The organism is Pseudoroseicyclus tamaricis (assembly GCF_012070395.1).
In the GTDB taxonomy this organism is placed as follows: domain Bacteria; phylum Pseudomonadota; class Alphaproteobacteria; order Rhodobacterales; family Rhodobacteraceae; genus Pseudoroseicyclus_A; species Pseudoroseicyclus_A tamaricis.
In genome coordinates this window covers 306,295-328,259 of record NZ_JAAFYS010000001.1, presented here as the reverse complement: position 1 = coordinate 328,259, position 21,965 = coordinate 306,295, and the positions used below count along the sequence as shown (strand labels likewise).

Annotated in this window: 21 protein-coding genes; 12 read left to right on the top strand and 9 right to left on the bottom strand. The window is 67.7% G+C overall.

The window, feature by feature from the left end; genetic code table 11:
* The first annotated feature begins 602 nt into the window (after window positions 1–602).
* From GY170_RS01515 to arfB, 5 genes are all read left to right on the top strand, one after another.
* Entirely contained in the window at window positions 603–1,988 is a 1,386-nt protein-coding gene (locus GY170_RS01515) for an MFS transporter (protein WP_163889314.1), read from the top strand.
* Window positions 1,955–2,875, top strand: a complete 921-nt coding sequence (mepA, locus tag GY170_RS01510; protein ID WP_163889312.1) for a penicillin-insensitive murein endopeptidase — start codon at window positions 1,955–1,957, stop codon at window positions 2,873–2,875. Before GY170_RS01515 ends, mepA begins: the two co-directional genes overlap by 34 nt.
* Window positions 2,872–3,717: an esterase-like activity of phytase family protein gene (locus GY170_RS01505; RefSeq protein WP_163889309.1), complete on the top strand. Its 846-nt coding sequence runs from the start codon at window positions 2,872–2,874 to the stop codon at window positions 3,715–3,717. Before mepA ends, GY170_RS01505 begins: the two co-directional genes overlap by 4 nt.
* Window positions 3,718–3,817: 100 nt before the next feature.
* Entirely contained in the window at window positions 3,818–4,459 is a 642-nt protein-coding gene (locus GY170_RS01500; RefSeq protein ID WP_163889307.1) for a queuosine precursor transporter, read from the top strand.
* Window positions 4,460–4,776: 317 nt separating this feature from the next.
* A complete protein-coding gene (arfB, locus tag GY170_RS01495) occupies window positions 4,777–5,190 on the top strand; it encodes an alternative ribosome rescue aminoacyl-tRNA hydrolase ArfB (protein ID WP_163889305.1) in 414 nt (137 codons plus the stop codon).
* A gap of 13 nt (window positions 5,191–5,203) precedes the next feature.
* On the opposite strand, the gene GY170_RS01490 is transcribed toward arfB, so the two are convergent.
* Window positions 5,204–6,205 carry a serine hydrolase domain-containing protein gene (locus tag GY170_RS01490; protein WP_163889303.1) on the bottom strand — a complete coding sequence of 334 codons (1,002 nt, stop codon included), beginning with the start codon at window positions 6,203–6,205 and terminating at the stop codon, window positions 5,204–5,206.
* Window positions 6,206–6,626: 421 nt separating this feature from the next.
* On the opposite strand from GY170_RS01490, the gene GY170_RS01485 reads away from it, so the two are divergent.
* Window positions 6,627–8,135 carry an anti-phage dCTP deaminase gene (locus tag GY170_RS01485; RefSeq protein ID WP_163889300.1) on the top strand — a complete coding sequence of 503 codons (1,509 nt, stop codon included), beginning with the start codon at window positions 6,627–6,629 and terminating at the stop codon, window positions 8,133–8,135.
* On the opposite strand, the gene pncB is transcribed toward GY170_RS01485, so the two are convergent.
* Window positions 8,132–9,424: a nicotinate phosphoribosyltransferase gene (pncB, locus tag GY170_RS01480; protein WP_163891081.1), complete on the bottom strand. Its 1,293-nt coding sequence runs from the start codon at window positions 9,422–9,424 to the stop codon at window positions 8,132–8,134. The two genes, GY170_RS01485 and pncB, sit on opposite strands and share 4 nt — an antisense overlap.
* 53 nt (window positions 9,425–9,477) lie before the next feature.
* Window positions 9,478–9,978: a hypothetical protein gene (locus GY170_RS01475; RefSeq protein WP_163889298.1), complete on the bottom strand. Its 501-nt coding sequence runs from the start codon at window positions 9,976–9,978 to the stop codon at window positions 9,478–9,480.
* A 33-nt stretch (window positions 9,979–10,011) separates the two neighbouring features.
* On the opposite strand from GY170_RS01475, the gene GY170_RS01470 reads away from it, so the two are divergent.
* On the top strand, window positions 10,012–10,965 hold the full coding sequence (locus tag GY170_RS01470) for an NAD(P)-dependent alcohol dehydrogenase (RefSeq protein ID WP_394351471.1): 954 nt from the start codon (window positions 10,012–10,014) through the stop codon (window positions 10,963–10,965).
* 51 nt (window positions 10,966–11,016) lie between these two features.
* Here GY170_RS01470 and pncA read toward each other — a convergent pair whose 3' ends face one another.
* Genes pncA through dapD form a run of 3 tightly spaced genes read right to left on the bottom strand, consistent with a single transcriptional unit; the run spans window position 11,017 to window position 13,253 of the window.
* Window positions 11,017–11,619 carry a bifunctional nicotinamidase/pyrazinamidase gene (pncA, locus tag GY170_RS01465; RefSeq protein ID WP_163889294.1) on the bottom strand — a complete coding sequence of 201 codons (603 nt, stop codon included), beginning with the start codon at window positions 11,617–11,619 and terminating at the stop codon, window positions 11,017–11,019.
* A 39-nt stretch (window positions 11,620–11,658) separates the two neighbouring features.
* A complete protein-coding gene (locus tag GY170_RS01460) occupies window positions 11,659–12,426 on the bottom strand; it encodes a class I SAM-dependent methyltransferase (protein ID WP_163889293.1) in 768 nt (255 codons plus the stop codon).
* Window positions 12,426–13,253 (bottom strand): 2,3,4,5-tetrahydropyridine-2,6-dicarboxylate N-succinyltransferase, encoded by an 828-nt coding sequence (gene dapD, locus GY170_RS01455; RefSeq protein WP_163889291.1) that lies wholly within the window; start codon window positions 13,251–13,253, stop codon window positions 12,426–12,428. The genes GY170_RS01460 and dapD overlap by 1 nt, the downstream gene beginning before the upstream one ends.
* A gap of 261 nt (window positions 13,254–13,514) precedes the next feature.
* Here dapD and GY170_RS01450 point away from each other — a divergent pair, with 261 nt between their 5' ends.
* Together GY170_RS01450 and GY170_RS01445 are read left to right on the top strand one after the other, a co-directional pair.
* On the top strand, window positions 13,515–13,799 hold the full coding sequence (locus GY170_RS01450) for a hypothetical protein (protein WP_163889289.1): 285 nt from the start codon (window positions 13,515–13,517) through the stop codon (window positions 13,797–13,799).
* Window positions 13,800–13,871: 72 nt separating this feature from the next.
* Complete coding sequence (locus GY170_RS01445) at window positions 13,872–14,765, top strand: LOG family protein (RefSeq protein WP_163889287.1); 894 nt, start codon at window positions 13,872–13,874, stop codon at window positions 14,763–14,765.
* Window positions 14,766–15,257: 492 nt separating this feature from the next.
* On the opposite strand, the gene GY170_RS01440 is transcribed toward GY170_RS01445, so the two are convergent.
* From GY170_RS01440 to GY170_RS01430, 3 genes are read right to left on the bottom strand one after another with little or no spacing between them, the layout of a single operon-like run.
* Entirely contained in the window at window positions 15,258–16,373 is a 1,116-nt protein-coding gene (locus GY170_RS01440) for a Gfo/Idh/MocA family protein (RefSeq protein ID WP_235923985.1), read from the bottom strand.
* A complete protein-coding gene (locus GY170_RS01435; RefSeq protein ID WP_163889285.1) occupies window positions 16,370–17,425 on the bottom strand; it encodes a sugar phosphate isomerase/epimerase family protein in 1,056 nt (351 codons plus the stop codon). Before GY170_RS01435 ends, GY170_RS01440 begins: the two co-directional genes overlap by 4 nt.
* 15 nt (window positions 17,426–17,440) lie before the next feature.
* On the bottom strand, window positions 17,441–18,427 hold the full coding sequence (locus GY170_RS01430) for a LacI family transcriptional regulator (protein ID WP_235923984.1): 987 nt from the start codon (window positions 18,425–18,427) through the stop codon (window positions 17,441–17,443).
* 244 nt (window positions 18,428–18,671) lie between these two features.
* Here GY170_RS01430 and GY170_RS01425 point away from each other — a divergent pair, with 244 nt between their 5' ends.
* The 3 genes from GY170_RS01425 to GY170_RS01415 all read left to right on the top strand — a co-directional run bounded on the left by GY170_RS01425 (window position 18,672) and on the right by GY170_RS01415 (window position 21,961).
* A complete protein-coding gene (locus tag GY170_RS01425) occupies window positions 18,672–19,904 on the top strand; it encodes an ABC transporter substrate-binding protein (protein WP_209316602.1) in 1,233 nt (410 codons plus the stop codon).
* A gap of 109 nt (window positions 19,905–20,013) precedes the next feature.
* Window positions 20,014–20,949: a carbohydrate ABC transporter permease gene (locus GY170_RS01420; RefSeq protein ID WP_163889279.1), complete on the top strand. Its 936-nt coding sequence runs from the start codon at window positions 20,014–20,016 to the stop codon at window positions 20,947–20,949.
* A gap of 19 nt (window positions 20,950–20,968) precedes the next feature.
* Window positions 20,969–21,961 (top strand): carbohydrate ABC transporter permease, encoded by a 993-nt coding sequence (locus GY170_RS01415; RefSeq protein ID WP_203531186.1) that lies wholly within the window; start codon window positions 20,969–20,971, stop codon window positions 21,959–21,961.
* Window positions 21,962–21,965: the final 4 nt, after the last annotated feature.

Sequence of the window (21,965 nt, the reverse complement as noted above, 5' to 3'; positions counted from 1 at the left end):
GCCTCCCGTAGGCCGGGCTTCAGCCCGACACCCGGCGCGACGTGCGCCCGACTTCCCTTCGTATAAACGTTTAGAAGCAGGTAGTTACCCCCTGCCCCCGCCGAGGGCGCAAGGTGGGTGCGGAGCGGTGGGTTGGAAACCCACCCTACGGCGTTGCACCCGGCCCGGAGCTTTTCCCCCGCCCGGTACGCGCCAAAGGCGCAGGGCGAGCGCCGGCCCGTCCCGCGGGCTGGCGCTCCGGTGACGGCAGCGCAGCGTTCTGAGCGGGGAGGCAGTGGCACCATAAAGCGCGCCGCTCAGTCGGAGGAGCGCCACCCCACGGGCCGGCGCCCGCCCTGCGCCTGCGGGCCGGTCGCGGGATGGCGGCCAGGGCCGCGGTGGGTGCAAGCACGCACCCTGAGGCCAATGGAGGGCGGCCGACCAGGCGCCTGCGCCGGTGCGTGCAAGCACGCACCCTACTGGCCAAGGAGGCGGCCGGGCTCCCGCGTTGCGTGGCAAGCGCGCACCCCACGGGCCGGTCATGTCACGCCATCGAAACGATTTCCTTGCCAGACTGGCCCAAACAGGCTCTTCATCCCCCCGGGGAAAGAGGGGACAGGCCGATGGACGTCGCGCGCCGCCGCATCTGGGGCTGGATGCTCTATGACTGGGCGCAACAGCCCTATGCCACGCTCGGGCTGACCTTCGTCTTCGGCCCCTACTTCGCCGCCGTCGCCTCCGGCGCTCTGGTGGATCAGGGGCACACCCTCGCCGAGGCGGATGCCGGCGCGCAGAGCCTGTGGTCCAGCGCGCAGACGATCGCCGGCCTCGTCATCGCCCTGACCGCGCCCTTCCTCGGCGCCTTCGCCGATGCCTCCGGGCGCAAGATGCGCTGGATCCTCTCGCTTTCGATTGTCTCCATCCTCTGCATCGCCGGCACCTGGTTCCTGCAGCCGGACGGCACGGGGCTGACGCTGGTGCTGCTGCTCTTCTGGATCGGCTTCATCGCGTCCGAGAGCGCCTTCAACCTCAACAACGCCATCCTCCCCTCCCTGGGGGACGCGCGCCGCGTCGGGCGCATCTCCGGCGGGGCGGCGGCCTTCGGCTACTGGGGCGGGGTGCTGGCGCTCGTCATCGTCCTGCTGCTCTTCTCGGAGGGCGAGACGGGGGTGACGCTCATCGGGCGCGAGCCGCCCTTCGGCCTCGATGCCGCGGCGCGGGAGGGGACGCGCTTCACCGGGCCCTTCATCGCCATCTGGTTCGCGGTCTTCCTGATCCCCTACATGCTCTGGGTGCGGGAGACGCCGCCGCCCGTCACCCCGCCGCCGCTCGGCGTGGTCTGGCAGACGCTGAAGACGACGCTGCGCAACGTCGCCCGGCAGCGGAGCCTGCGCAACTTCCTCATCGCCTCCATGCTCTACCGCGACGGGCTGGCGGCGCTCTATGCCTATGGCGGCATCTACGCGACGCTCGTGCTGCACTGGCAGATCATGCAGGTCGGCATCTTCGGCGTCATCTCCGCGATCGCCGCCGCCATCCTCACATGGGTCGGCGGGCGGCTGGACGAGCGGATCGGGCCGAAGCCGGTGCTGATCGTCTGCTGCCTCGTGCTTATCACCGTCTCCACCGTGATCATCGGCATCTCGCGGGTCGATCTCTACGGCATCCCCCTGCCCGAGGGCGGGGCGGACATCATCTTCTACATCTGCGGCGCCGCCATCGGCGGGGCGGGCGGCACGCTCTACTCCGCCTCCCGCTCGCTGATGGTCCGCCATTCCGACCCGGCGCGCCCGGCGGAGGCCTTCGGCCTCTTCGCCCTCTCGGGTCGGGCGACGGCCTTCCTCGCGCCGCTGCTGATCACGATCGCGACATGGGCGACGGGAGACAACCAACTCGGCTTCTTCCCCGTCATCATTCTGTTGCTCTCCGGCCTCGTCCTGCTAGGCTTCGTCAACAAGAACGGAGACCGAGCAGCATGGTCCGCCCCATCCTCATCGCCCTCGCCCTGATCTCGGGGCTCGCCGCGTGCCGCGGCACGGAGCCTGTCGCCACCCAGGCCGACACCAGCGCCCTCGACGCCTCCATCGCCAGCGACAGCCGCGTGGCGAAGGACGTCTTCGGCTTCCTGCCCACGGCGAGCGCCGGCGGCAGCGCGCCGCTCGGCTTCTATTCCCGCGGCTGCGCCGCCGGGAACGTCCAACTCGCCGAGACCGGCCCCACGTGGCAGGCGATGCGCCTGAGCCGCAACCGCAACTGGGGCCAGCCGGAGCTGGTGGATTTCGTGCAGGATCTCTCCCGCTTCGCCGCCAGCCAGCCGGGGTGGGAAGGGCTCTACGTCGGTGACATGTCGCAGCCGCGCGGCGGACCGATGCTCACCGGCCATGCCAGCCACCAGGTCGGCCTCGATGCCGATATCTGGATGCTGCCGCCCGACCGGCTGAACCTGACGTCGACGGAGCGGGAGAACCTTTCTTCCATCCGCACCGACCGCAATTCCGGCGCCTACGTGAACGACGCGTGGACGCCCCAGCACACCGCGATCCTCCGGGCCGCCGCCTCCGACCCGCGCGTGGCGCGGATCTTCGTCTTCCCCGGCGCGAAGGTGGAGATGTGCAACACCGCCACCGGCGACCGCAGCTGGCTGAACAAGGTGCGCCCCTGGTACGGGCACAACTACCACTTTCACGTCCGCCTGAACTGCCCCGCCGGCGCCACCTATTGCGAGGATCAGGCCCCGCCGCCCCCCGGCGATGGCTGCGCCGACGCGCAGACCTGGGTGAACAACATCATCAACCCGCCGCCGCCGGACCCGGACTACGTCGCTCCGCCGTCCAGCGGACCCGTCCGCATGTCCGACCTTCCGGGCGCCTGCCTCGCGGTAGCCGGCAGCGAGTGAGCCGCGTCGTCCTTCTCGTCGCCGCGGCCTTCGCCGCGGTTGCCGGCTGCGCGCGCGGCGAGGTGGAGCTGGCCACGGTTCTGCCGCTCGGTCCCCTGCCCGGCGGCGCCTCGGCCATCGAGGTCAGCGACGACGGCAGCTCCGTCGTGCTGGTGATGGACCGCGGCACCTTCGTCACCGGCCGGCTGGAGCGGCAGGGCGACAGGCTCACCGGCTTCATCGAGGAGAGCCGCCGCAGCTTCGTCGGCCCGGACGGAGAGGAGCTGCCCCAGAACGAGCGCGACAGCGAGGGGCTGGCCATCGCGGCGGATGGGACGATGTACGTCTCCTTCGAGGGCACCGACCGGATCACCGAGGTGGGCGAGACGCTTCGCGACGTTCTCGCCCCGCCTGACCTGCCCGACGCCTTCGACAACGAGGGCTACGAGGCGCTCGCCATCGACGCCGAGGGGCGCCTCGTCACGCTGCCGGAGCGCAATGGCGACGGGACCGACGACTGGACACTGCTGCGGCTGGAGGACGGCGCCTGGGGTGCGGCCTTCACCGTCCCCCGGCGCGGCTCCTTCGTGCCGGTCGGCGCCGATTTCGGGCCCGACGGGAACTTCTACCTGTTGGAGCGGGACTTCACCGGCTTCGCCTTCCGCTCCCGCGTCCGCCGCTTCGGGCCCGACGGCTCGGGCGAGACAACGCTCCTGCGCACCGCCGCCGGCACGCATGGCAACCTCGAGGGCATCGCCGTCTGGCGGGGCCGCGACGGCGACCTGCGGCTGACCATGGTGTCGGACGACAACGAGCTGGCCCTCCTGCGCAGCGAGATCGTCGAGTACCGGCTGGCGGGCTGACGCCGCCCCCTGATTGACGCCGCCGCCCGGCGGGTCTAGGAGGCGCCGCCGCCCGAGGGGCGGCCAAGTCTCCGCGACCTTGCCAAAACGGATGAACAACATGCGACTTCTCCCGGCGATCATCGCCATGGCCACTCTCGTGGTGGCCTCCAACATCCTCGTGCAGTTCCTGCTCTGGGACGGCTTCCTCACCTGGGGCGCCTTCACCTATCCCTTCGCCTTCCTCGTGACGGACATCACCAACCGCCTTTACGGCCCCTCCGCCGCGCGGCGGGTGGTGCTCATCGGCTTCGCCACCGGCATCGTCTGCTCGCTGATCGGCACGCAGATCCAGCTGGAGTTCGGGCCCGCCGTCGTGCTGCGCGTCGCCGTCGCCTCTGGCGCGGCCTTCCTTGCCGCCCAGCTCCTCGACATCACCGTCTTCAACCGGCTGCGGGTCGGGCGCTGGTGGCGAGCGCCGCTCGTCTCCACCCTCGCCTCCTCGACGCTCGACACGGCGATCTTCTTCACCGTCGCCTTCGCCGGGTTCCTCTCCTTCGGGGCCGGCGCCGATGCCGCGACGGGCTGGGCGCGCGAGGCGGTGCCGTTCCTCGGGGCGGGGCCCGTGGTGCCGCTCTGGGTGTCGCTGGCGGTGGCCGACTGGGGCGTGAAGCTGGGCATCGCGCTGGTGGCGCTGATCCCCTTCCGCCTCATCGTGGGTCAAATGCTGCGGCGGCGGATGGATGTGACGCCGGGGGCCTGATTTTCATTTGACATTCATCTCCCGCCTGCAAGTCTGGGTGTCAGGCGAAACCCATTGAAAGGAGGTGATCCAGTGTCGAGAAAGAGATTGGAGCAAGGAGTCGGGACAGCTTTGGAGACGCGCACCTGAGGCAGCCCTTGGCTGCGCAGATCCAAGGTGGATGCGTCTAACCGACCCCACCTCCTGTACTTTCGAGAGGGCCGCTCCATCGCCGGAGCGGCCCTTTTCGTGAGCGATCAGCCCGAAGCGGGTGTGCACCGGGCGTGCACCCGGCGTACACAGGGCGTGCACCGGATTTTGCGGCAGAAGAGGGCCGGATGGGACTGCGGATCAACGACCAGATCGAGCTGCAGGATTGGGAGATGACCGAGCAGTTCATCCGCTCGGGCGGCCCGGGCGGGCAGAACGTCAACAAGGTCTCCACCGCGGTGGAGCTGCGCTTCGAGGCCGAGCGCTCCCCCTCCCTGCCCGATCCGGTGAAGCGCCGCCTGCGCAAGCTCGCCGGCCGGCGGTGGACGAAGGAGGGCGCCCTCCTCATCCAGGTGAGCGAGGAGCGCAGCCAGGCCCGCAACCGCGACATCGCCCGCGAGCGGCTGGTGGAGCTTGTCCGCCGCGCCACGGTGCCGCCCAAGCGCCGGGTGAAGACGCGCGTGCCGCTCAGCCAGAAGCGCCGGCGGCTGGACGACAAGAAGGCGCGCAGCGAGGTGAAGAAGCTGCGGAGCGATCCCTAGAGGGGCGGGCCCCCTAGGCGGCGCCGGTCGCCTCCATGACCGGGCCGGCGAGGAAATCCATCAGCTCGCCGAAGTAGCCGCCGCTCCGTGCCGGGAGCGTCGGGTCGGAGGTGATGGCCACCGTCAGCTCCGCCTCCGGCATGACGAGGATCAGCTGGCCGCCGTAGCCCCGCGCGAGGCCGAAGGCCTTCCCCGCCATCCGCCCGGTGAACCAGCCGAGGCCGTAGCCGAGGCCGGAATAGGGGGAGCGGGTGACGGGATCGAAGCTCTCTTCCGCGTAGCCCTCCGCGAGGACGCGGGTGCCCTCCCACACGCCGCCGAGGCGGTAGAGCTCGCCGACGCGGACCATCGCGGCCGGGGTCAGCGCCATTTCGTTGCCGCCGAGGTAGTAGCCCTGCGGGTCCCTCGTCCAGGCCGGAATCTCGATGCCGAGCGGGGTGCCGAGGTGGCGGCGCGCGAGAGCGAGGAGGCTCTCGCCCGTCGCCTCGGCGAGGGCGGCGCCGAGGACGTGGACGGAGCCGGTGGAATAGAGCATCCGCCCGCCCGGCTCGGCCACGAAGGGGCGGGAGAGCTGGTTGGCCACCCAGTTGGAGCTGGCGACCCAGCCGCCGTAATTCCCCCCGCTCGTCCGCTCCAGCCCGGCGCGGAGCGTGACAAGATCGCGCAGCGTGAGCTGCGCGACGCGCGGGTCGGCGCCGGCGGGGATGAGGGCGGGGGCGACCTCGGAGAGGGTGCTCTCGAGAGAGACGGTGCCCTCGGCGATGGTGGCGCCGAGGATCGCGGCGACGAGGCTCTTGGAGACGGACTTGACGTTGACGGGGCGGTCGATGGCGGGGCCCCGGACGGCTTCGTTCAGCGTGAGCTCGCCGGACTGGGCGATGGCGATGGCATGGGCCTGTGGGAACTCCGCGAGGAGGGCCGGGAGGCCGCCGACGCCGGGGCCGGACTGGGCGCGCGCCGCGAGGGGCGCGGCGGCGAAGAGGGCGAGCGCCGTGCGGCGGGAGAGGCTGGGCATGCCGGGGAGGCTAGGCGGTGGGGGGGATGGGGGGAAGTGACGGTTTGGTGAGGGGGTGGGGGCGAGCGCTTATGACTGCAAGGGCAACAGCTTGTAAAAAAAAGGCCCGCGAAGGCGGGCCGTTGTGAGGATGAAAGAGGCTCAGCGCATAACAAACTTGCCGCTGAGGTATTCTTGGGCAGCCTCTGACTGAGCGCCGATCAGCTCGTCAAGCTTCTTACGTTCGAGCTTCAAGTTTCGGGCCGGCTCCACAAGTAGGCTTAAGTCTGCCTCCGAAGACGCTGGGAACATTGGATTTTCCTCAAACATAGGCACTCCTCCCTATGAGCACTTTGCTTCAATAATGAAGCAGACACAAGTTCAGACTTGACTAGTCGATGTGATTTGTGACCGAGTTACAATCCTGGAGATTCAAGTAGATATGTCAGAACAATTTGAGCTAATATTTGGCATGGTCGGCCCGATAGGCTGCCCAATTAAAGAAGCCGAAGCTGCATTGGATGTGTCGCTAAGACGGGTTGGATATCGATCCAGCTCGATTTCGATAAGCGGCTCATTAAATGAGCTGCTACTTGCTCGGGGCATTTGCTCGCTCGACAGAGGGGATTCCGAGTTAGAGAACAAGATTTACAGGGGAAACTTGGTAAGATCATCCTACGGGATAAATTCTGTTTTAGCCGGGGAGGCCATTCAAAAAATTCGCTCTCTTCGTGGAAAATTGAGCGGAGCGACGGTCGAATCCGATGTTGGAAAGCAAGAGAGCATACCGCGTGCGCAACACGCTTTCATTATAAACCAGCTTAAACGCAAGGAGGAAATTGAACTTCTGACTAGAGCGTTTGGCCGGAGGTTTATCCAGGTTAGCGTCGCAACCCCTGTTAACCAGAGATTAGAGAGACTAATCGCGCGCCTCCGCGGCGAGAAAGATGGCTGGACGAATGAGGACTGCGAAAGACATGCGAAGAAGCTGATCCAAATGGATCAAGATGAAAAGGATGCCGACAAAGTCGGGCAACAAATATCAAAAGTCTTTCAGTTGGGCGACGTCTTTCTAGACGGTCGATCTGCAGAGGCACTACAGACTTCCAGCGATCGCTTCATAGATGTTCTGTTTGGAAAAAACTCAATTGGCCCCACTCGCGACGAATATGGTCAATACGTGGCCAAGGCTGCCTCCCTTAGATCTTTAGACCTGTCTAGACAAGTTGGCGCTGGGGTATTCTCCCCTGAAGGAGACCTCATATCTACGGGATGTAATGAGGTTCCAAAACCTGGTGGAGGTATCTATAGCCAAGAGGATTCGGGCAAACTGCGCGATGTAGATTTGGGCGGCGAAGCAAATAAACAGGAGATAAACAACATAATATTCAGCTTCCTGCATTCCCTCGAGGAACAGGACCTGCTTCGTTCAGAAATGACTTCTGAAGATATCTTGTCCGACGAAAGCCGGAAGGACAAGATCTTAGATTCTCTCATCGGCGGCGTCACTGAATACGGAAGGATGGTTCATGCGGAAATGAACGCTATCTGTGATGCCGCGAGATTAGGTCGTGCGTTAAAGGGGGGAACAATATATGTCACAACTTACCCCTGCCACAATTGCGCTAAACACATTGTTTCCTCTGGAATCGCAAGAATTGTGTTTATCGAGCCCTACCCCAAGAGCAAAGCAGAAGCACTCTTTAAAAACATTATTGGCCCCGAAGGGCAGAACCCTTCTTTAGTGACGGTCGAACATTTTTATGGAATTTCACCGAGAAGATTCCGGGATCTCTTTGAAAAGGAACGGAGGCAAACCTCGCGTGGTGAAATTGAAGATTGGTATGGCGGAATGTCCGCACCCAGGTTGGGCGCTAGCCAGATAAGCTCTACTGCGCAGGAGCTACACGCTATAAAAGAGAGCATCCACTATTTGGACGACACCCCCTAAACCACCACCTCCATCTCCTCCTGCTCCCCCACCCCGAACACCCGCTTGTACCGGGCGATCTCCGCGTCCGGCCCCATGGCCTTCCGGGGGTTGTCGCTCAGCTTCACGGTGGGGCGGCCGTTCGCCTCCACAGCCTTGCAGACGAGCGAGAACGGGGCCAGAGAATTCCCCTCCGTCAACCCGCCGAAGTCGTTCGTCAGCATCGTGCCCCAGCCGAAGCTCACCCGCACCCGGCCCTGGAAGCGCTGGTAGAGGTCGATGATCTTGCCCGCGTCGAGCCCGTCGGAGAAGATCACCAGCTTCTCCGTCGGGTCCTCCCCCCGGCTCTGCCACCAGCGGATCGCGCGCTCGGCGCCCTCCGCCGGGTCGCCGCTGTCGATGCGCATGCCCGTCCAGCCGGCCAGCCAGTCGGGGGCGCGGTCGAGGAAGCCGGGGGTGCCGTAGGTGTCGGGCAGGATGATGTGCAGGTTGCCGTCATGCTCCTCATGCCAGTCGGAGAGGACGTCATAGGGCGCGCGGGCGAGGGCCTCGTCGCTCTCGGCGAGGGCGGAGTAGACCATGGGCAGCTCGTGGGCGTTGGTGCCGATGGCCTCGAGATCGCGGTTCTTGGCGATGAGGCAGTTGGAGGTGCCGGTGAAGCTGCTCCCCAGCCCCTCCTGCATCGCCTGCACGCACCAGTCCTGCCAGAGGAAGGAATGGCGGCGGCGGGTGCCGAAATCGGCGATCTTCAGGCCGTCATGCGGGCGCAGGCGCTCGATCTTCTCCCAGAGGCGCGTCATGGCGCGGGCATAGAGGACCTGGATCTCGAAGCGGCCCATGGTGTCGAGGACGGCGCGGCCGCGAAGCTCCATGAGGACGGCGAGGGCGGGGATCTCCCACAGCATGACCTCGGGCCAGGAGCCCTCGAACGTCAGCTCGTACTGGCCGTCGCGGACCTCGAGGTGGTAGGGCGGCAGGCGCAGGTTCTCGAACCAGTCCATGAAGTCGGGCGTGAACATCTGCCGCTTGCCGTAGAAGGTGTTGCCCCGCATCCACGTGCTCTCGCCCCGGGTGAGGGAGAGAGAGCGGATGTGGTCGAGCTGTTCGCGCAGCTCGCCCTCGTCGATCAGCTCGGCGAGGCGGATGCTCTTGGTGCGGTTGATGAGGGAGAACGTCACCTGCACGTCGGGCCGGTAGCGGCGGACGGACTGGCACATCAAGAGCTTGTAGAAATCGGTATCGATCAGGGAGCGGACGATCGGGTCGATCTTCCACTTGTGGTTCCAGACGCGCGTGGCGATGTCGACCATGGGGTCCTCCGGCTCGGGCCCGCGCATCATGCAGGCCGAGCCGTGGTTGTCCATCAGATCAGGGGGTCATGCGCCCATTGGAGGAGCGCCTGGCGCTGCTTGGGGCGGCAGTAGACGTCGCCGGGATCGCAGGCCTTCTTCACCTGGCCGGCATGGCGGCGGAAGTTGCGCCAGCGGGACTTCTGCTTGTCGTCCACCCCCTCCAGCCGGCGGCCCATCCAGTAGCGGCAGTACCACTGGAACCAGCCGCGCGGGTCGGGCCCGATGATCCAGCCCTTCTCTTTCCAGACCGAGAGGGGCTGGCGGGACTTGATGCCGAAGTAGTTGAGCTCGGCGTCCGCCTTGCCATCGGCCAGCTTGGCGCCCTCGAACCACGTCTTGGGGAACTCGTCCCGGCAGTCGTTGAGGTACTTGCCCTCGAAGACGCCCATCTCCAGCATCTTCGCCGGGGGGCACCACGGATCGAAATCCTCCGAGTGGACGTCGCCGATGCGGGCTGTCGTCTCGTAGGTGTAGCCCTGCTGCATGGTGTCGTTGACGGTGATTTTCCCCATGACGCCTCGCCTCCTGTCGCGCGAGGGTGACCCATGCGCGCACTCGTTCAAACCAGATATGGCGGGCCGGAGGCTCTGGATCTGAGGGACATGCCCCGGCCCGAGGCCAAAGCTGGGGCAATCGTCGTGAAAGTCACGGCCTGCGGGGCGAATGCCTCCGACTGGGAGCGGCTGACGGGGCGGCCAGCCTACGCGCGGATGCCACGGCTCTTCAGCTCCGGCGTGCGGGTGCCGGGCTCCGATGTCGTCGGCGTGGTGGAGGCGGTGGGCGCGGGCGTGGAGGGTTTTGCGCCCGGGATGCGGGTGGTGGCGGACACGTTCGAGTACTGGGGCGGCTTCGCCGAGTATTGCGCGGCGCCGGCGGAGCTGTGGCGCCCGGTGCCCGAGGGGGTGAGCGACGTCACCGCCGCCGCGCTGCCCCAGTCGGGCGCCATCGCGCTGGACGGGATGGCGGGGGTCGGCGCCGGGGATGCCGTGCTGATCAACGGCGCCGGCGGCGGCTCCGGCCCGCTGGCGGTGCAGCTGGCGCTGGCGGCGGGAGCCGAGGTGACGGCGGTGGACAATGCGGGGAAGGCCGAGGCACTGCGGTCGCTCGGGGTGCAGCGGGTGCTGGATTACCGGGAGGTGGACTTCGCGGCCGAGGGGCGGCGCTATGATCTGATCCTCGATCTCTTCGGGAGCCGGCGCATGGGCGCCGTGCGGCGGGCGCTGACGCCCGGCGGTGCCTACCGGATGGTGGGCGGCGAGATGGGCGCCTTCTGGTCGGCCGTCGCCGGAATGGCGCGGGGGGCGGACAGGCAGGGGCGGCGCGCCGGCCTGATGATCGCCAGGATGGGGCCGACGCATCTGCCGGAGCTGCTGCGACGCGCCGAGGCCGGGGAGCTGCGGCCGCTCATCGGCGAGGTGGCGCCGCTGGAGGAGAGCATCGGCGCGCTGACGCGGATGGGCGCGGGAGAGATCTCCGGCAAGCTGGTGATCGTCCCGTAGGGTGCGTGCTTGCACGCACCTGTGCCCGAGTGGTGCGTGCGAGCACGCACCCTACGCGAGCGTCACGCCCGCCTCGCGCATGCCCGCCTCCGCCGCCGCAAGCGAGCCTTCGAGGTCAATGGCGCGGCAGAGATCCATGCGCACGGTGACGTCGAAGCCGAGGCGGGCGGCGTCCACCGCCGAGTAGTTGACGCAGAAATCCGTGGCGAGGCCGACCAGCGTCAGGCGGGTCAGGCCGCGCGAGCGCAGGTAGCCTTCCAGCCCCGTCGGCGTGGCGTGGTCGTTCTCGAAGAAGGCTGAGTAGCTGTCGATCGCGGGGCGGAAGCCCTTGCGGATGATCAGGTCGCCATCCGTCCGCAGCCCCTCATGAAAGGCCGAGCCGGGGGTGCCCTGCACGCAATGGTCGGGCCAGAGCACCTGCGGGCCATAGGGCATCTCGGTCAGGGACATCGGCGCGGCGCCCGGGTGCTGCGAGGCGAAGGAGGAGTGGCCGGCGGGGTGCCAGTCCTGCGTCAGGACGACGGCGGGAAACTCCTCCATCAGGGCGTTGATGCCGGGGACGATCTCGTCCCCGCCGGTCACGGCGAGGGCGCCGCCGGGGCAGAAATCGTTCTGCACGTCGATGACGATCAGGCAGTCTTGGGCGTCGCGCATGGGGATCTCCCTTCGGGGGGCTCGGAGGTCAGGATCGGGTCACGGCTGTTTCGGTGCCCGCGCCACGAGAACGGCGCTCCGGCGGGGCAGCTCCAGCGGGCCCCGCGCCAGCGCGTCCTCCACCGAGGTGCGGATGGCAGGGAGCGCGGCGGCGCCGCCCTCCGCCGCCGGCGGCAGCGAGGCGAGGTAGGCGACGAGCGGCTCCGCCTCCGCCACCCGGTAGAGGTCGACGAAGTCGTGGCGCTCGATCTCGCGGAAGGTCGCGGCTAGGGCCGCCTCCGCCGCGAGGTCGGAGAAGAGGACCACGGAGGGATCGACCGGCGCGATGCCGAGGCACTCGGCCGCGATGTTCCACAAGGGGCCGAGGTTGCCGGTGCCGTTTACGGAGAGGACGAGCCGCCCGCCCTCCTTGAGGAGCGGCGCCATCTGCGCCAGCGCCTCGGCGGGATTCTCGAGGTGATAGGCCATGTGCAGCGCGAGGATGACGTCGAACTGGCCGGCGGCGAAGCCGAGCGAGGCGGCGTCGGCCACCTCGCCGTGGGTATCCGCGACCTTCGCCCGGCCCAGCGCTGCCTCGACCATGGCGGGCGAGCGGTCGGCGAGGGTGAGTGCGATCTCGGGCAGCCCCTCCCTCTCCCATATCCAGCCGGCGCCGCAGCCGATGTCGAGCACGGTCTCGCCGGAGGTCAGACCGATCTTGTCATGGACGAAGCCGAACCAGTCCTCGCTGGCGTAGCGGGCGTGCAGATCGCCCCGGGCCGTCAGGTTGGCCGGCGTGGCGTACTGGGCTTCCTCCGGCCCGGGCATCAGTCGCGCAGGAGCTCGTTGATGCCGACCTTGCCGCGCGTGCGCTCGTCCACCCGCTTGACGATGACGGCGCAGTAGAGGTTCACACCGCCGGTCGACGGCATGGAGCCGGAGACGACGACGGAATAGGGCGGCACCTCGCCATAGGTGACGGCGCCCGTCGCCCGGTCGACGATCTTGGTCGACTGGCCGAGGAAGACACCCATGCCGAGGACGGAGCCCTCGCGGACGATGACGCCCTCGACGACCTCGGAGCGGGCGCCGATGAAGCAGTTATCCTCGATGATCGTGGGGCCGGCCTGCATCGGCTCCAGCACGCCGCCGATGCCGACGCCGCCGGAGAGGTGCACGCCCTTGCCGATCTGCGCGCAGGAGCCGACGGTGGCCCAGGTATCCACCATCGTGCCCTCGCCGACGTAAGCTCCCAGGTTCACGAAGGAGGGCATGAGCACCACGCCGGGGGCGATGTAGGCGCTCTTGCGGACGACGGCGTTCGGCACGGCGCGGAAGCCGGCAGCGCGCCACTGGTTCTCCCCCCAGCCGAGGAACTTGCTGTCGACCTTGTCCCACCAGCCGGAGCCCTGCGGGCCGCCCGATTGCGGCTCCATGTCCTTGATGCGAAAACCGAGGAGCACGGCCTTCTTGGCCCACTGGTTGACGTGCCAGGTGCCGTCCTCGCCACGCTCGGCGACGCGGAGCTGGCCGGAATCGAGCGCGTTCAGCGTATCCTCGATGGCCTCGCGGGTCTCTCCGGAGGTGGCGGGCGTGATCTCGGCACGCGCCTCCCAGGCGCTCTCGATGGCGGCTTCGAGCTGGGCGTTGGACATATCGGGCTCCCTCGGCTGGCGTCGCCCCGGCTTTTGCCCCATGGGCCGGGGCGGCGCAATCGCGCGAGGTTGCCAAAGGGTGAAGCGGTGCCGGGAAATCGGCGGTATCCGCCGCAATCTGGCCGCGCTTCCGGCCGCGCTTTGACGCAGGCCGGGGCGATAACAGGCCCCGCAGTACCGAACGATCGGGCCACAGAGGCCCCGCAATACCGAAGGATGGGGCCACAGAGGCCCCGTCGCCCCAGAGTGGAGAGAGAAGAGATGACCCGCATTCTTGCCGCCGCCGCCCTCAGCCTCGTCGCCCTCGCCGCGCCCGCCGCCGCGCAGCAGGCCACCTTGCGCGTCGCGCCCGGCCCCAGCCCGACGGCCGGCCCGCCCTCCAGCTACACCGAGCGCACCTGGACGGACCCGCGCACCGGCTGCTCCTACGTGCGGGCACAGGCGCCGGGCTACCTGCCGACGTGGCACCTGATCATCAACGGCTCCTATGTCGGCCTGACGGATGCGCGGCGCGACTGCCCGGGCTTCCTCGCCTCGCAGAGCTGAGAGGGGGCTCCGCGGGCGGATGGACGCCGCCCGCGGAGCCTGCCATCAAGAGGGCTTCACGAAGGAGCCGCCATGACCCAGCCGCACCGCCAGCACCCGCTTCGCCGCAGCGGCGAGGACCGCACGACAGCCGCCGGCGTGCCGGATACCGAGCAGACGCGCTCGCCGACCTACCGGCTCGCCTTCGCGGATGACGATTTCCTCACGCGGGAGGAGCTGCGCCCCGTCCGCTTCCAGCTGGAGCTGCTGAAGCCGCAGATGGCGCTGGACGAGGCGGAGGTGGAGAGCACCATCGTCCTCTTCGGCGGCGCCCGCATCCTGCCGCCCTCCCGCCGGGCCGAGGCGAAGACCGAGGCGCTGGCCGAGCTGACCGAGCAATACGAGGAGGCGCGCCGCTTCGCCCGCATCGTCACCGAGCGGTCGCTGGAGCGCTCCGGCGGGCGGGAGGACGTGATCTGCACGGGCGGCGGGCCGGGCGTGATGGAGGCCGGCAACCGCGGCGCCAGGGAGGCGGGCGGGCGGAGCATCGGGCTCAACATCGTGCTGCCCCACGAGCAGGCGCCGAACGAATACGTCACGCCGGAGCTGTGCTTCAACTTCCACTACTTCGCGATCCGCAAGATGCACTTCCTGATGCGCGCCCGCGCCGTCTGCATCTTCCCCGGCGGCTTCGGCACGATGGACGAGCTCTTCGAGGCGCTGACGCTGATCCAGACGGGGCGGATGGGGCAGGTCCCCGTGCTGCTCTTCGGCCGCGATTTCTGGGACCGGGTGATCAACTGGGACGCCCTCGCCGACGCCGGCACGATCAGCCGCGCCGACCTCTCCCTCTTCCGCTACGTGGAGACGGCGGAGGAGGCGCTGGAGGCCATGGAGAGCTGGGAGAACTTCGGCAAGCGCCGCGACATCATCCCCGGCCGCGACACCGGCACCGGCCAGAGCGCGGGCGCTCCTCCGGAGGGGTGAGGGGGGCGGGGTTGCCGGAACTTGGCGAACCGGCCGCCGCCTATCCGTAGGGTGGGCTTTTAACCCACCTTCACCCTCACGACATGCGCCACGCCCGCAGGCGCAGGGCGGGCGCCTGCCCGTGGGGTGGCGCTCCGACATCGCCGCTAAAGCGCTTTATGCCGGCCAACCCCCTCCCCGACCTGAGCGGGGCACCAAGCTTCACCAGAGCGCCAGCCCGTCGGGACGGGCAGGCGCTCGCCCTGCGCCTTTGGCGCGTACCGGGCGGGGGAAAGGCTCGGAGCGGGGGCTCTTCGGCGGGAAGAAGGGGCACCGGAACCGCAAATTACCGGCACCCGCCGAGAGAGGGACACCGCCTTCGTAGGGTGGGTTTTCAACCCACCTTCACCCTCACGACATGCGCCACGCCCTGCGCCCTTGGCACGCACCGGCCGCCGGATTCCTCCGGCGACCGGCAAGGGCCGCCCCGCCATTCGCCGGCGGGGCGCGGCCTTACTTCTTCACCCAGGCGCCGTCCTTGCCGGAGCTCTCCTGGCAGGCGGAGATGAACCACATCCCCTCCAGACCCGCCTCGATCCCCGGCAGGAGGGCGCCGTCGTTCTCCCCCGCGATCAGGTCGGCCGCGTCGCGGTAGAGGTTGGCGAAGCCCTCGAGGTAGCCCTCGGGGTGGCCCGGGGGGATGCGGGTATCCGTCCCCGCCCCGCCGCCGAGACCGGCGCCGCCGCGCGTCAGCAGCCGGGTCGGCTCGCCGAAGGGCGTGTAGCGCATGACGTTGGGGTTCTCCTGGTGCCACTCGATCCCGCCCTTGTCGCCGTAGAGGCGTAGGCGCAGGCCGTTCTCGCAACCGGGGGCGACCTGGCTCACCCAGACCATCCCCTTCGCCCCGCCCTCGAAGCGGAGCAGGATGTGGGCGTTGTCGTCGACCTTCCGCCCGGGCACGAAGCTGGCGAGATCCGCCGCGAGGGCGGAGGTCTTCAGGCCGGAGACGAAGCCGAGCAGGTTGTAGGCATGCGTGCCGATGTCGCCGATGCCGCCGCCGCCGGCGCGGGCCGGGTCGGTGCGCCAGTCGGCCTGCTTGTTGCCCGGCTCGGGCGCCTCGGTCAGCCAGTCCTGCGCGTATTCGGCCTGCACGATGCGCAGCTCGCCGAGATCGCCGCGCGCCACCATCTCCCGCGCCTGACGGATCAGGGGGTAGCCGGTGTAGTTGTGCGTCAGGATGAACTTCGCCTTGCTCGCGGCCACGGCGGCGGCGATGCGCTCCCCATCCTCCGGCGTCGCCGCCAGCGGCTTGTCGCAGATGACGTTGATGCCGGCCTCGAGGAAGGCGACCGCCGGCCCGGCGTGGACGTGGTTCGGCGTCACGATCGCCACCGCGTCGATGCCGTCCTCGCGCGCCGCCTCGGCCTGAGCCATCTCCTCGAAGGAGCCGTAACTGCGATCCTCGGCGATCCCCAGCTCGGCGGCGCTGGCCGCCGCCCGCTCGGGGTTGGAGGACAGCGCACCCGCGACCAGCTCCCACCGGTCGTCGATGCGGCTCGCGATGCGGTGGACGGCGCCGATGAAGGCCCCCTGCCCGCCGCCGACCATGCCCAGTTTCAGCTTCGTCATAGCCCCAGCATCCTCTTGATCTGCGCCTCGTCCCGCTCGCCGCCGGCGAAATCGTCGAAGGCCTTCTCGGCCCGGTCGATCAGGTGGCTGGCGATGAAGGGCGCGCCCTCGGCCGCGCCTTGCTCAGGCGATTTGATGCAGCATTCCCACTCCAGCACGGCCCACGAATCGTAGCCGTAGCCGGTGAGCTTGGAGAAGATCGCCGCGAAATCGACCTGCCCGTCGCCGAGCGACCGGAAGCGGCCGGCGCGGTTCAGCCAGGGCTGATAGCCGGAATAGACACCCTGCCGGCCGTCGGGATTGAACTCGGCATCCTTCACGTGGAAGGCGTTGATCCGGTCATGGTAGAGATCGATGAAGGCGAGGTAATCGAGCTGCTGTAGCACGAAGTGCGAGGGATCGTAGTTGATCATCGCCGCGACGTGGCCGCCGCAGGCCTCGAGGAACATCTCCCAGGTCGCGCCGTCGAAGACGTCTTCCCCGGGGTGGATCTCGAAGCCGATGTCCTGCCCGTGGTCGGCGTAGTGATCCATGATCGGCACCCAGCGGCGGGCGAGCTCGGCGAAGGCCTCGTCGACGAGGCCCTCGGGGCGCTGCGGCCACGGGTAGAGGTAGGGGAAGGCGAGCGAGCCGGTGAAGCTGACCGTGTGCTTGAGGCCGAATCGCTCGGAGGCGACGGCGGCCTTCTTCACCTGATCGACGGCCCATTCCTGCCGGGCCTTCGGGTTGCCGTGCACCTCCTTGGGGGCGAAGGCGTCGAAGACCTCGTCATAGGCCGGGTTCACGGCGATGAGCTGGCCCTGAAGGTGGGTGGAGAGCTCGGTGATCTCCACGCCGGCGTCGGCGCAGATGCCGGCGACCTCGTCGCAGTAATCCTGGCTCTCGGCGGCCTTGTTCAGATCGAACAGGCGGGCGTCGAACGTGGGGATCTGCACGCCCTTGTAGCCGAGGCCCGCGGCCCAGCCGGCGATGCCCTCCAGCGTGTTGAAGGGGGCTTCGTCCCCCGCGAACTGGGCCAGGAACAATGCCGGCCCCTTGATCTGTGATGCCATAGGTCTCTCTCCCTTTCAGGCCGAGGTGAACGATTCCCCGGTCGGTATTTCAAGCCCCTGCATGGGCGGTGCGTCCGGTTCGCGGACAGCTTTCATTGCCGCGCGGGCGAGAAACTCGCCGGCGGCGCGGACATCCTCGTCGATGACCAGCATGGAATCGCGGAAAAGCGTGAGGAAGGGAATCGCCTCCTTCGCCACCACGTCGATATCGTGGGCCATGCGCCGCCCTGCCCCCTCCAGCGCCGCGACGGAGGCCATCGCCGCCGTCGGAGAGCCGCAGATGATGCCGTCGATGCGGGGCTCCTCCGCCAAAGCACGGGCGACGAAGGCGCGGATGGGGGCCGATTCGCTGTCGGACGTCACCGTGTCGGCCACGAGCATGGTGCCGCCGCGGGCCGCAGCCTCCGCCCGGGCGCCGGCGACCATGAGCTTGGCGTAGTTCTGGTGCTGCGGCGGGGCGATCAGCAGCATGTGCCGGCGCCCCCGCTCCGCCAGACGCGTCACCGCGATGCGGGCGAAGGCGTCGTTGTCGAAATCCCAGTAGGCGTGCCGGTCGGACCAGATGGTGCGGCCATGGGTGGCGAAGGGGAAGCCGCGCTCCATCAGGTAAGCGACGCGCCGGTCCTCCGGCTCGATCATGTTGAAGATCAGCGCGTCGGCGGAGCGCGTCTCCACCAGGTAGCGAATCGGCTTCATCAGGTCCTGCTCGCCGAGGAAGGGCGAAACGATGAGGTGGAAGGGCGAGCCCTGCAGCGCGCCGGAGATGGAGGTGATGAGCCGCGCCGTGTGGTTCATGATCTCCTGCTCGGTGGAGAGCACGAGGGCGATCACGTTGGTGCGCCCGGTGCGCAGGCGCACGCCGGCGCGGTTGGGGATGTAGCCGATCTCGTCGGCGATTCGGCGCACCAGCTGCTTCGTGCCAGCGCCGATGTCGGGTGCGTCGTTCAGCGCCCGGCTGACCGTCGGCACCGCGAGGCCCGACAGATCGGCGATGGTGCGCAAAGTGGGCTTGCGATCGGTCCGGACAATCGGGCCGTCCGCGCCCCCGCCGGCGCTGGGTGTTTTCCTTACGGCCATGTGGCCTTCATCCTCCCTGCCGAGTGCCTCCTGCACTGCGGCATATCGGCGCTGCGGCGCAGCATTTAAGTTTCACAGGCTGCGTGAACGGCGCACGAATATTTCTTGCCTCGTCAAACTAAAAGGTTATAGAGGTTTCTACAACGATTTAGATCAGGGAGGACAAATCGTGAAACTCACCACCAAGCTCCTGGCTGCGACCGCTATCGTTAGCGCAACCAGCGCCGGTGCCGTGGACCTCGAGGTCATGCACTGGTGGACGTCCGGCGGCGAAGCCGCGGCCGTTCAGGAATTCGCGACCGCGGTCAACGAGAACACCGAGCACAACTGGATCGACGGCGCCATCGCCGGCGGCGGCGACGTGGCTCGCCCCGTGATGGTCTCGCGCATCATCGGTGGCGACCCGCCGGCGGCCTTCCAGTTCAACCACGGCCTGCAGGCCCAGGAGCTGATCGAAGCCGGTCTGATCCTCGACCTGACCGACGTCGCCGAGGAGCAGGGCTGGGAAGACATCGTCAACCCGCCGTCGCTGCTCGACGCCTGCACCTATGAGGGCCGCGTCTACTGCGCCCCGGTGAACATCCACTCCTGGCAGTGGATGTGGCTGTCGAACGCCGCCTTCGAAGAAGCCGGCCTCGAGGTCCCCGAGACCTGGACCGAGTTCGTCGAAGACGCCCCTGCCCTCCGCGAAGCCGGCATCGTGCCGCTCGCCATGGGTGGCCAGGCCTGGCAGCAGAACGGCTCCTTCGGCGTGATGGCCGTGGCGCTGGCCGGCCTCGACAACCTGCTCGCGGTCAACCGCGACAAGGACGCCTCCGTCGTCCGCGGCGAAGCTTACGGCCAGGTCTTCCAGGCCTATGCCGACGCTCGCGAGATGGCCGAAGGCCTCGACGTGCAGGACTGGAACCAGGCGACCAACGCCGTGATCACCGGCGAAGCCGCCGCGCAGATCATGGGTGACTGGGCGCAGGGCGAATTCGCCGTGGCCGGCATGACGGCTGGCGAAGACTACTCCTGCCTGCCGGGCCTCGGCGAGATCGCCATCCTCGACACCGGTGGGGACGCCTTCTACTTCCCCGTCACCGGCGATCCGGAGATCGAAGCCGCCCAGAAGGAGATGGCTGCGCTCATGCTGTCCCCCGAGGTGCAGGTGGCGTTCAACTCCGTGAAGGGCTCGCTGCCCATCCGCGGCGACGTCGACCTGACCACGGTGAACGACTGCACCCAGAAGGGCCTCGACCTTCTGGCCAACGGCGACACCATGCCGTCGGGCAACCAGCTGCTCTCGCCGGACACGACGAACCAGCTGAACGACCTGATGACCGAGTTCTGGAACACGCCCTCCATGACGGCCGAAGATGCCCAGGAGCGCTATGCCCAGATCATCGAGCAGGCCAGCTAAGATATCCGGCCACACGGCCTGAAGCGGATGGGCCCCCACGTGGGGCCCATTTCGTCAGAAGGCCTCATACGTGCAATACTCACCCATCGCTCAGGTCAGGGAGGCAGCCATGGCGATCGCCGAGTCCGCCGATACAGTCGCCCCGGAACGTTCAGCGCCGCAAAAGCGCCCGCTCCGGCTTTTCCGCAATCTCTCGTCAAAGATCGCTCTGATCCCGATGATCGCGACCGCGGTCATCGTGTTCATGGGCGGCACGATCTGGACGGTCGTCTACTCGTTCACCTCCTCGGGCCTTCTGCCCCGGCTGAACTGGGTGGGCCTCGACCAGTACGAGCGGCTGTGGGGCACAACCAAGTGGATCATCTCGATCCAGAACCTGGCCCTCTACGGCATCTGCTCGCTGGTGCTGACGCTGGTGATCGGCTTCGTGCTCGCCGCGATGCTCGACCGGAAGATCCGCTTCGAGGATGCCTTCCGCACCATCTTCCTCTACCCCTTCGCGCTGAGCTTCATCGTCACCGGCCTCGTGTGGCAGTGGATCCTGAACCCCGACTACGGTGTGCAGGGCGTCGTGCGCTCGCTGGGGTGGGAGAGCTTCACCTTCAACCCGCTCAACAACCCCGACATCGTCATGTTCGGCCTGCTCATCGCCGGCCTCTGGCAGGGGACCGGCCTGATCATGTGCATCATGCTCGCCGGCCTGCGCGGCATCGATGACGATATCTGGAAAGCCTCCCGCGTGGACGGGATCCCGGTGTGGAAGACCTACACGCGCATCATCATCCCCATGATGCGGCCCGTCTTCGTGACCGCCATCGTGCTCATCGCCTCGGGCATCATCAAGCTCTACGACCTCGTCGTCGCGCAGACGTCCGGCGGCCCGGGCATCTCCTCCGAGGTGCCGGCCAAGTACGTCATGCAGTCGATGTTCGGCGGGCAGAACCTCGGCCAGGGCTTCGCCGCCTCGACCATGATGCTGCTCTCGGTCGTCATCATTCTCGTCCCCTGGGCGCTTCTCGAATTCGGAGGCCGGAAACGTGGCTGACATCGGCACCCTCAACACCATGAAGGCCGCGGAAGACCCGGTGCGCGGCCAGCTCGACGGCCCGCGCGGGGCCCGGCCCAAGCGCAACCTCTCGCGCCGCAACATCATGCTCTACGGCGTGCTCATCGTGGTGGCGATCTACTACCTGCTACCGCTCTACGTGATGATCGTCACCTCGCTGAAGACGATGCCCGAGATCCGCCTCGGCAACGTGTTCTCGCTTCCCAAGGACATCACGTTCCAGCCCTGGGTGAAGGCCTGGGCGGAGGCCTGCACGGGCGTGAACTGCGACGGCCTCTCCCGCGGCTTCTGGAACTCGGTGCGCATCCTCATCCCGTCGGTGATCCTGTCGATCTCCATCGCCTGCGTCTCGGGCTACGCGCTGTCGAAGTGGAAGTTCAAAGGCTCCGAGGTGTTCTTCACCCTGCTGCTCGTCGGCGCCTTCATCCCCTACCAGGTGATGCTCTACCCGGTGGTCATCATCCTGCGCGATGTCGGCACTTTCCTCACCGATATCTGGCAGGGCACCTGCGGGTTCTTCACCTCCGCCGAGGGCTCCTGCCGGGGCCGCGTGCAGCTCTTCGGGTCGCTCTCGGGCCTCGTGATCGTGCACTCGATCTTCGGGATGCCGATCCTCGTGCTGCTGTTCCGCAACTACTTCGCCTCGATCCCCGAGGAGCTGTTCAAGGCCGCCCGCGTCGACGGGGCGGGCTTCTGGCAGATCCTCTTCCGGATCATGCTGCCGATGTCCCTGCCGATCCTCGTGGTGGCCATCATCCTGCAGGTGACGGGCATCTGGAACGACTTCCTCTTCGGGGTCGTCTACACGCGGGCCGAGCAGTACCCGATGACGGTGCAGCTCAATAACATCGTCAACTCGGTGCAGGGCACCAAGGAATACAACGTCAACATGGCGGCGACCCTGCTGACCGGCCTCGTGCCGCTCGCGATCTACTTCGTCTCCGGAAAACTCTTCGTGCGCGGCATTGCGGCCGGCGCCGTCAAAGGCTGACCCA

Bases quoted from the DNA above. Each gene is read 5' to 3' on its own strand.
- GY170_RS01515 (WP_163889314.1), top strand. From the start codon at position 603: ATGGACGTCGCGCGCCGCCGCATCTGGGGCTGGATGCTCTATGACTGG.
- mepA (WP_163889312.1), top strand. From the start codon at position 1,955: ATGGTCCGCCCCATCCTCATCGCCCTCGCCCTGATCTCGGGGCTCGCC.
- GY170_RS01500 (WP_163889307.1), top strand. From the start codon at position 3,818: ATGCGACTTCTCCCGGCGATCATCGCCATGGCCACTCTCGTGGTGGCC.
- arfB (WP_163889305.1), top strand. From the start codon at position 4,777: ATGGGACTGCGGATCAACGACCAGATCGAGCTGCAGGATTGGGAGATG.
- GY170_RS01490 (WP_163889303.1), bottom strand. From the start codon at position 6,205: ATGCCCAGCCTCTCCCGCCGCACGGCGCTCGCCCTCTTCGCCGCCGCG.
- GY170_RS01485 (WP_163889300.1), top strand. From the start codon at position 6,627: ATGTCAGAACAATTTGAGCTAATATTTGGCATGGTCGGCCCGATAGGC.
- pncB (WP_163891081.1), bottom strand. From the start codon at position 9,424: ATGGTCGACATCGCCACGCGCGTCTGGAACCACAAGTGGAAGATCGAC.
- GY170_RS01475 (WP_163889298.1), bottom strand. From the start codon at position 9,978: ATGGGGAAAATCACCGTCAACGACACCATGCAGCAGGGCTACACCTAC.
- GY170_RS01470 (WP_394351471.1), top strand. From the start codon at position 10,012: ATGCGCGCACTCGTTCAAACCAGATATGGCGGGCCGGAGGCTCTGGAT.
- pncA (WP_163889294.1), bottom strand. From the start codon at position 11,619: ATGCGCGACGCCCAAGACTGCCTGATCGTCATCGACGTGCAGAACGAT.
- GY170_RS01460 (WP_163889293.1), bottom strand. From the start codon at position 12,426: ATGCCCGGGCCGGAGGAAGCCCAGTACGCCACGCCGGCCAACCTGACG.
- dapD (WP_163889291.1), bottom strand. From the start codon at position 13,253: ATGTCCAACGCCCAGCTCGAAGCCGCCATCGAGAGCGCCTGGGAGGCG.
- GY170_RS01450 (WP_163889289.1), top strand. From the start codon at position 13,515: ATGACCCGCATTCTTGCCGCCGCCGCCCTCAGCCTCGTCGCCCTCGCC.
- GY170_RS01445 (WP_163889287.1), top strand. From the start codon at position 13,872: ATGACCCAGCCGCACCGCCAGCACCCGCTTCGCCGCAGCGGCGAGGAC.
- GY170_RS01440 (WP_235923985.1), bottom strand. From the start codon at position 16,373: ATGACGAAGCTGAAACTGGGCATGGTCGGCGGCGGGCAGGGGGCCTTC.
- GY170_RS01435 (WP_163889285.1), bottom strand. From the start codon at position 17,425: ATGGCATCACAGATCAAGGGGCCGGCATTGTTCCTGGCCCAGTTCGCG.
- GY170_RS01420 (WP_163889279.1), top strand. From the start codon at position 20,014: ATGGCGATCGCCGAGTCCGCCGATACAGTCGCCCCGGAACGTTCAGCG.
- GY170_RS01415 (WP_203531186.1), top strand. From the start codon at position 20,969: ATGAAGGCCGCGGAAGACCCGGTGCGCGGCCAGCTCGACGGCCCGCGC.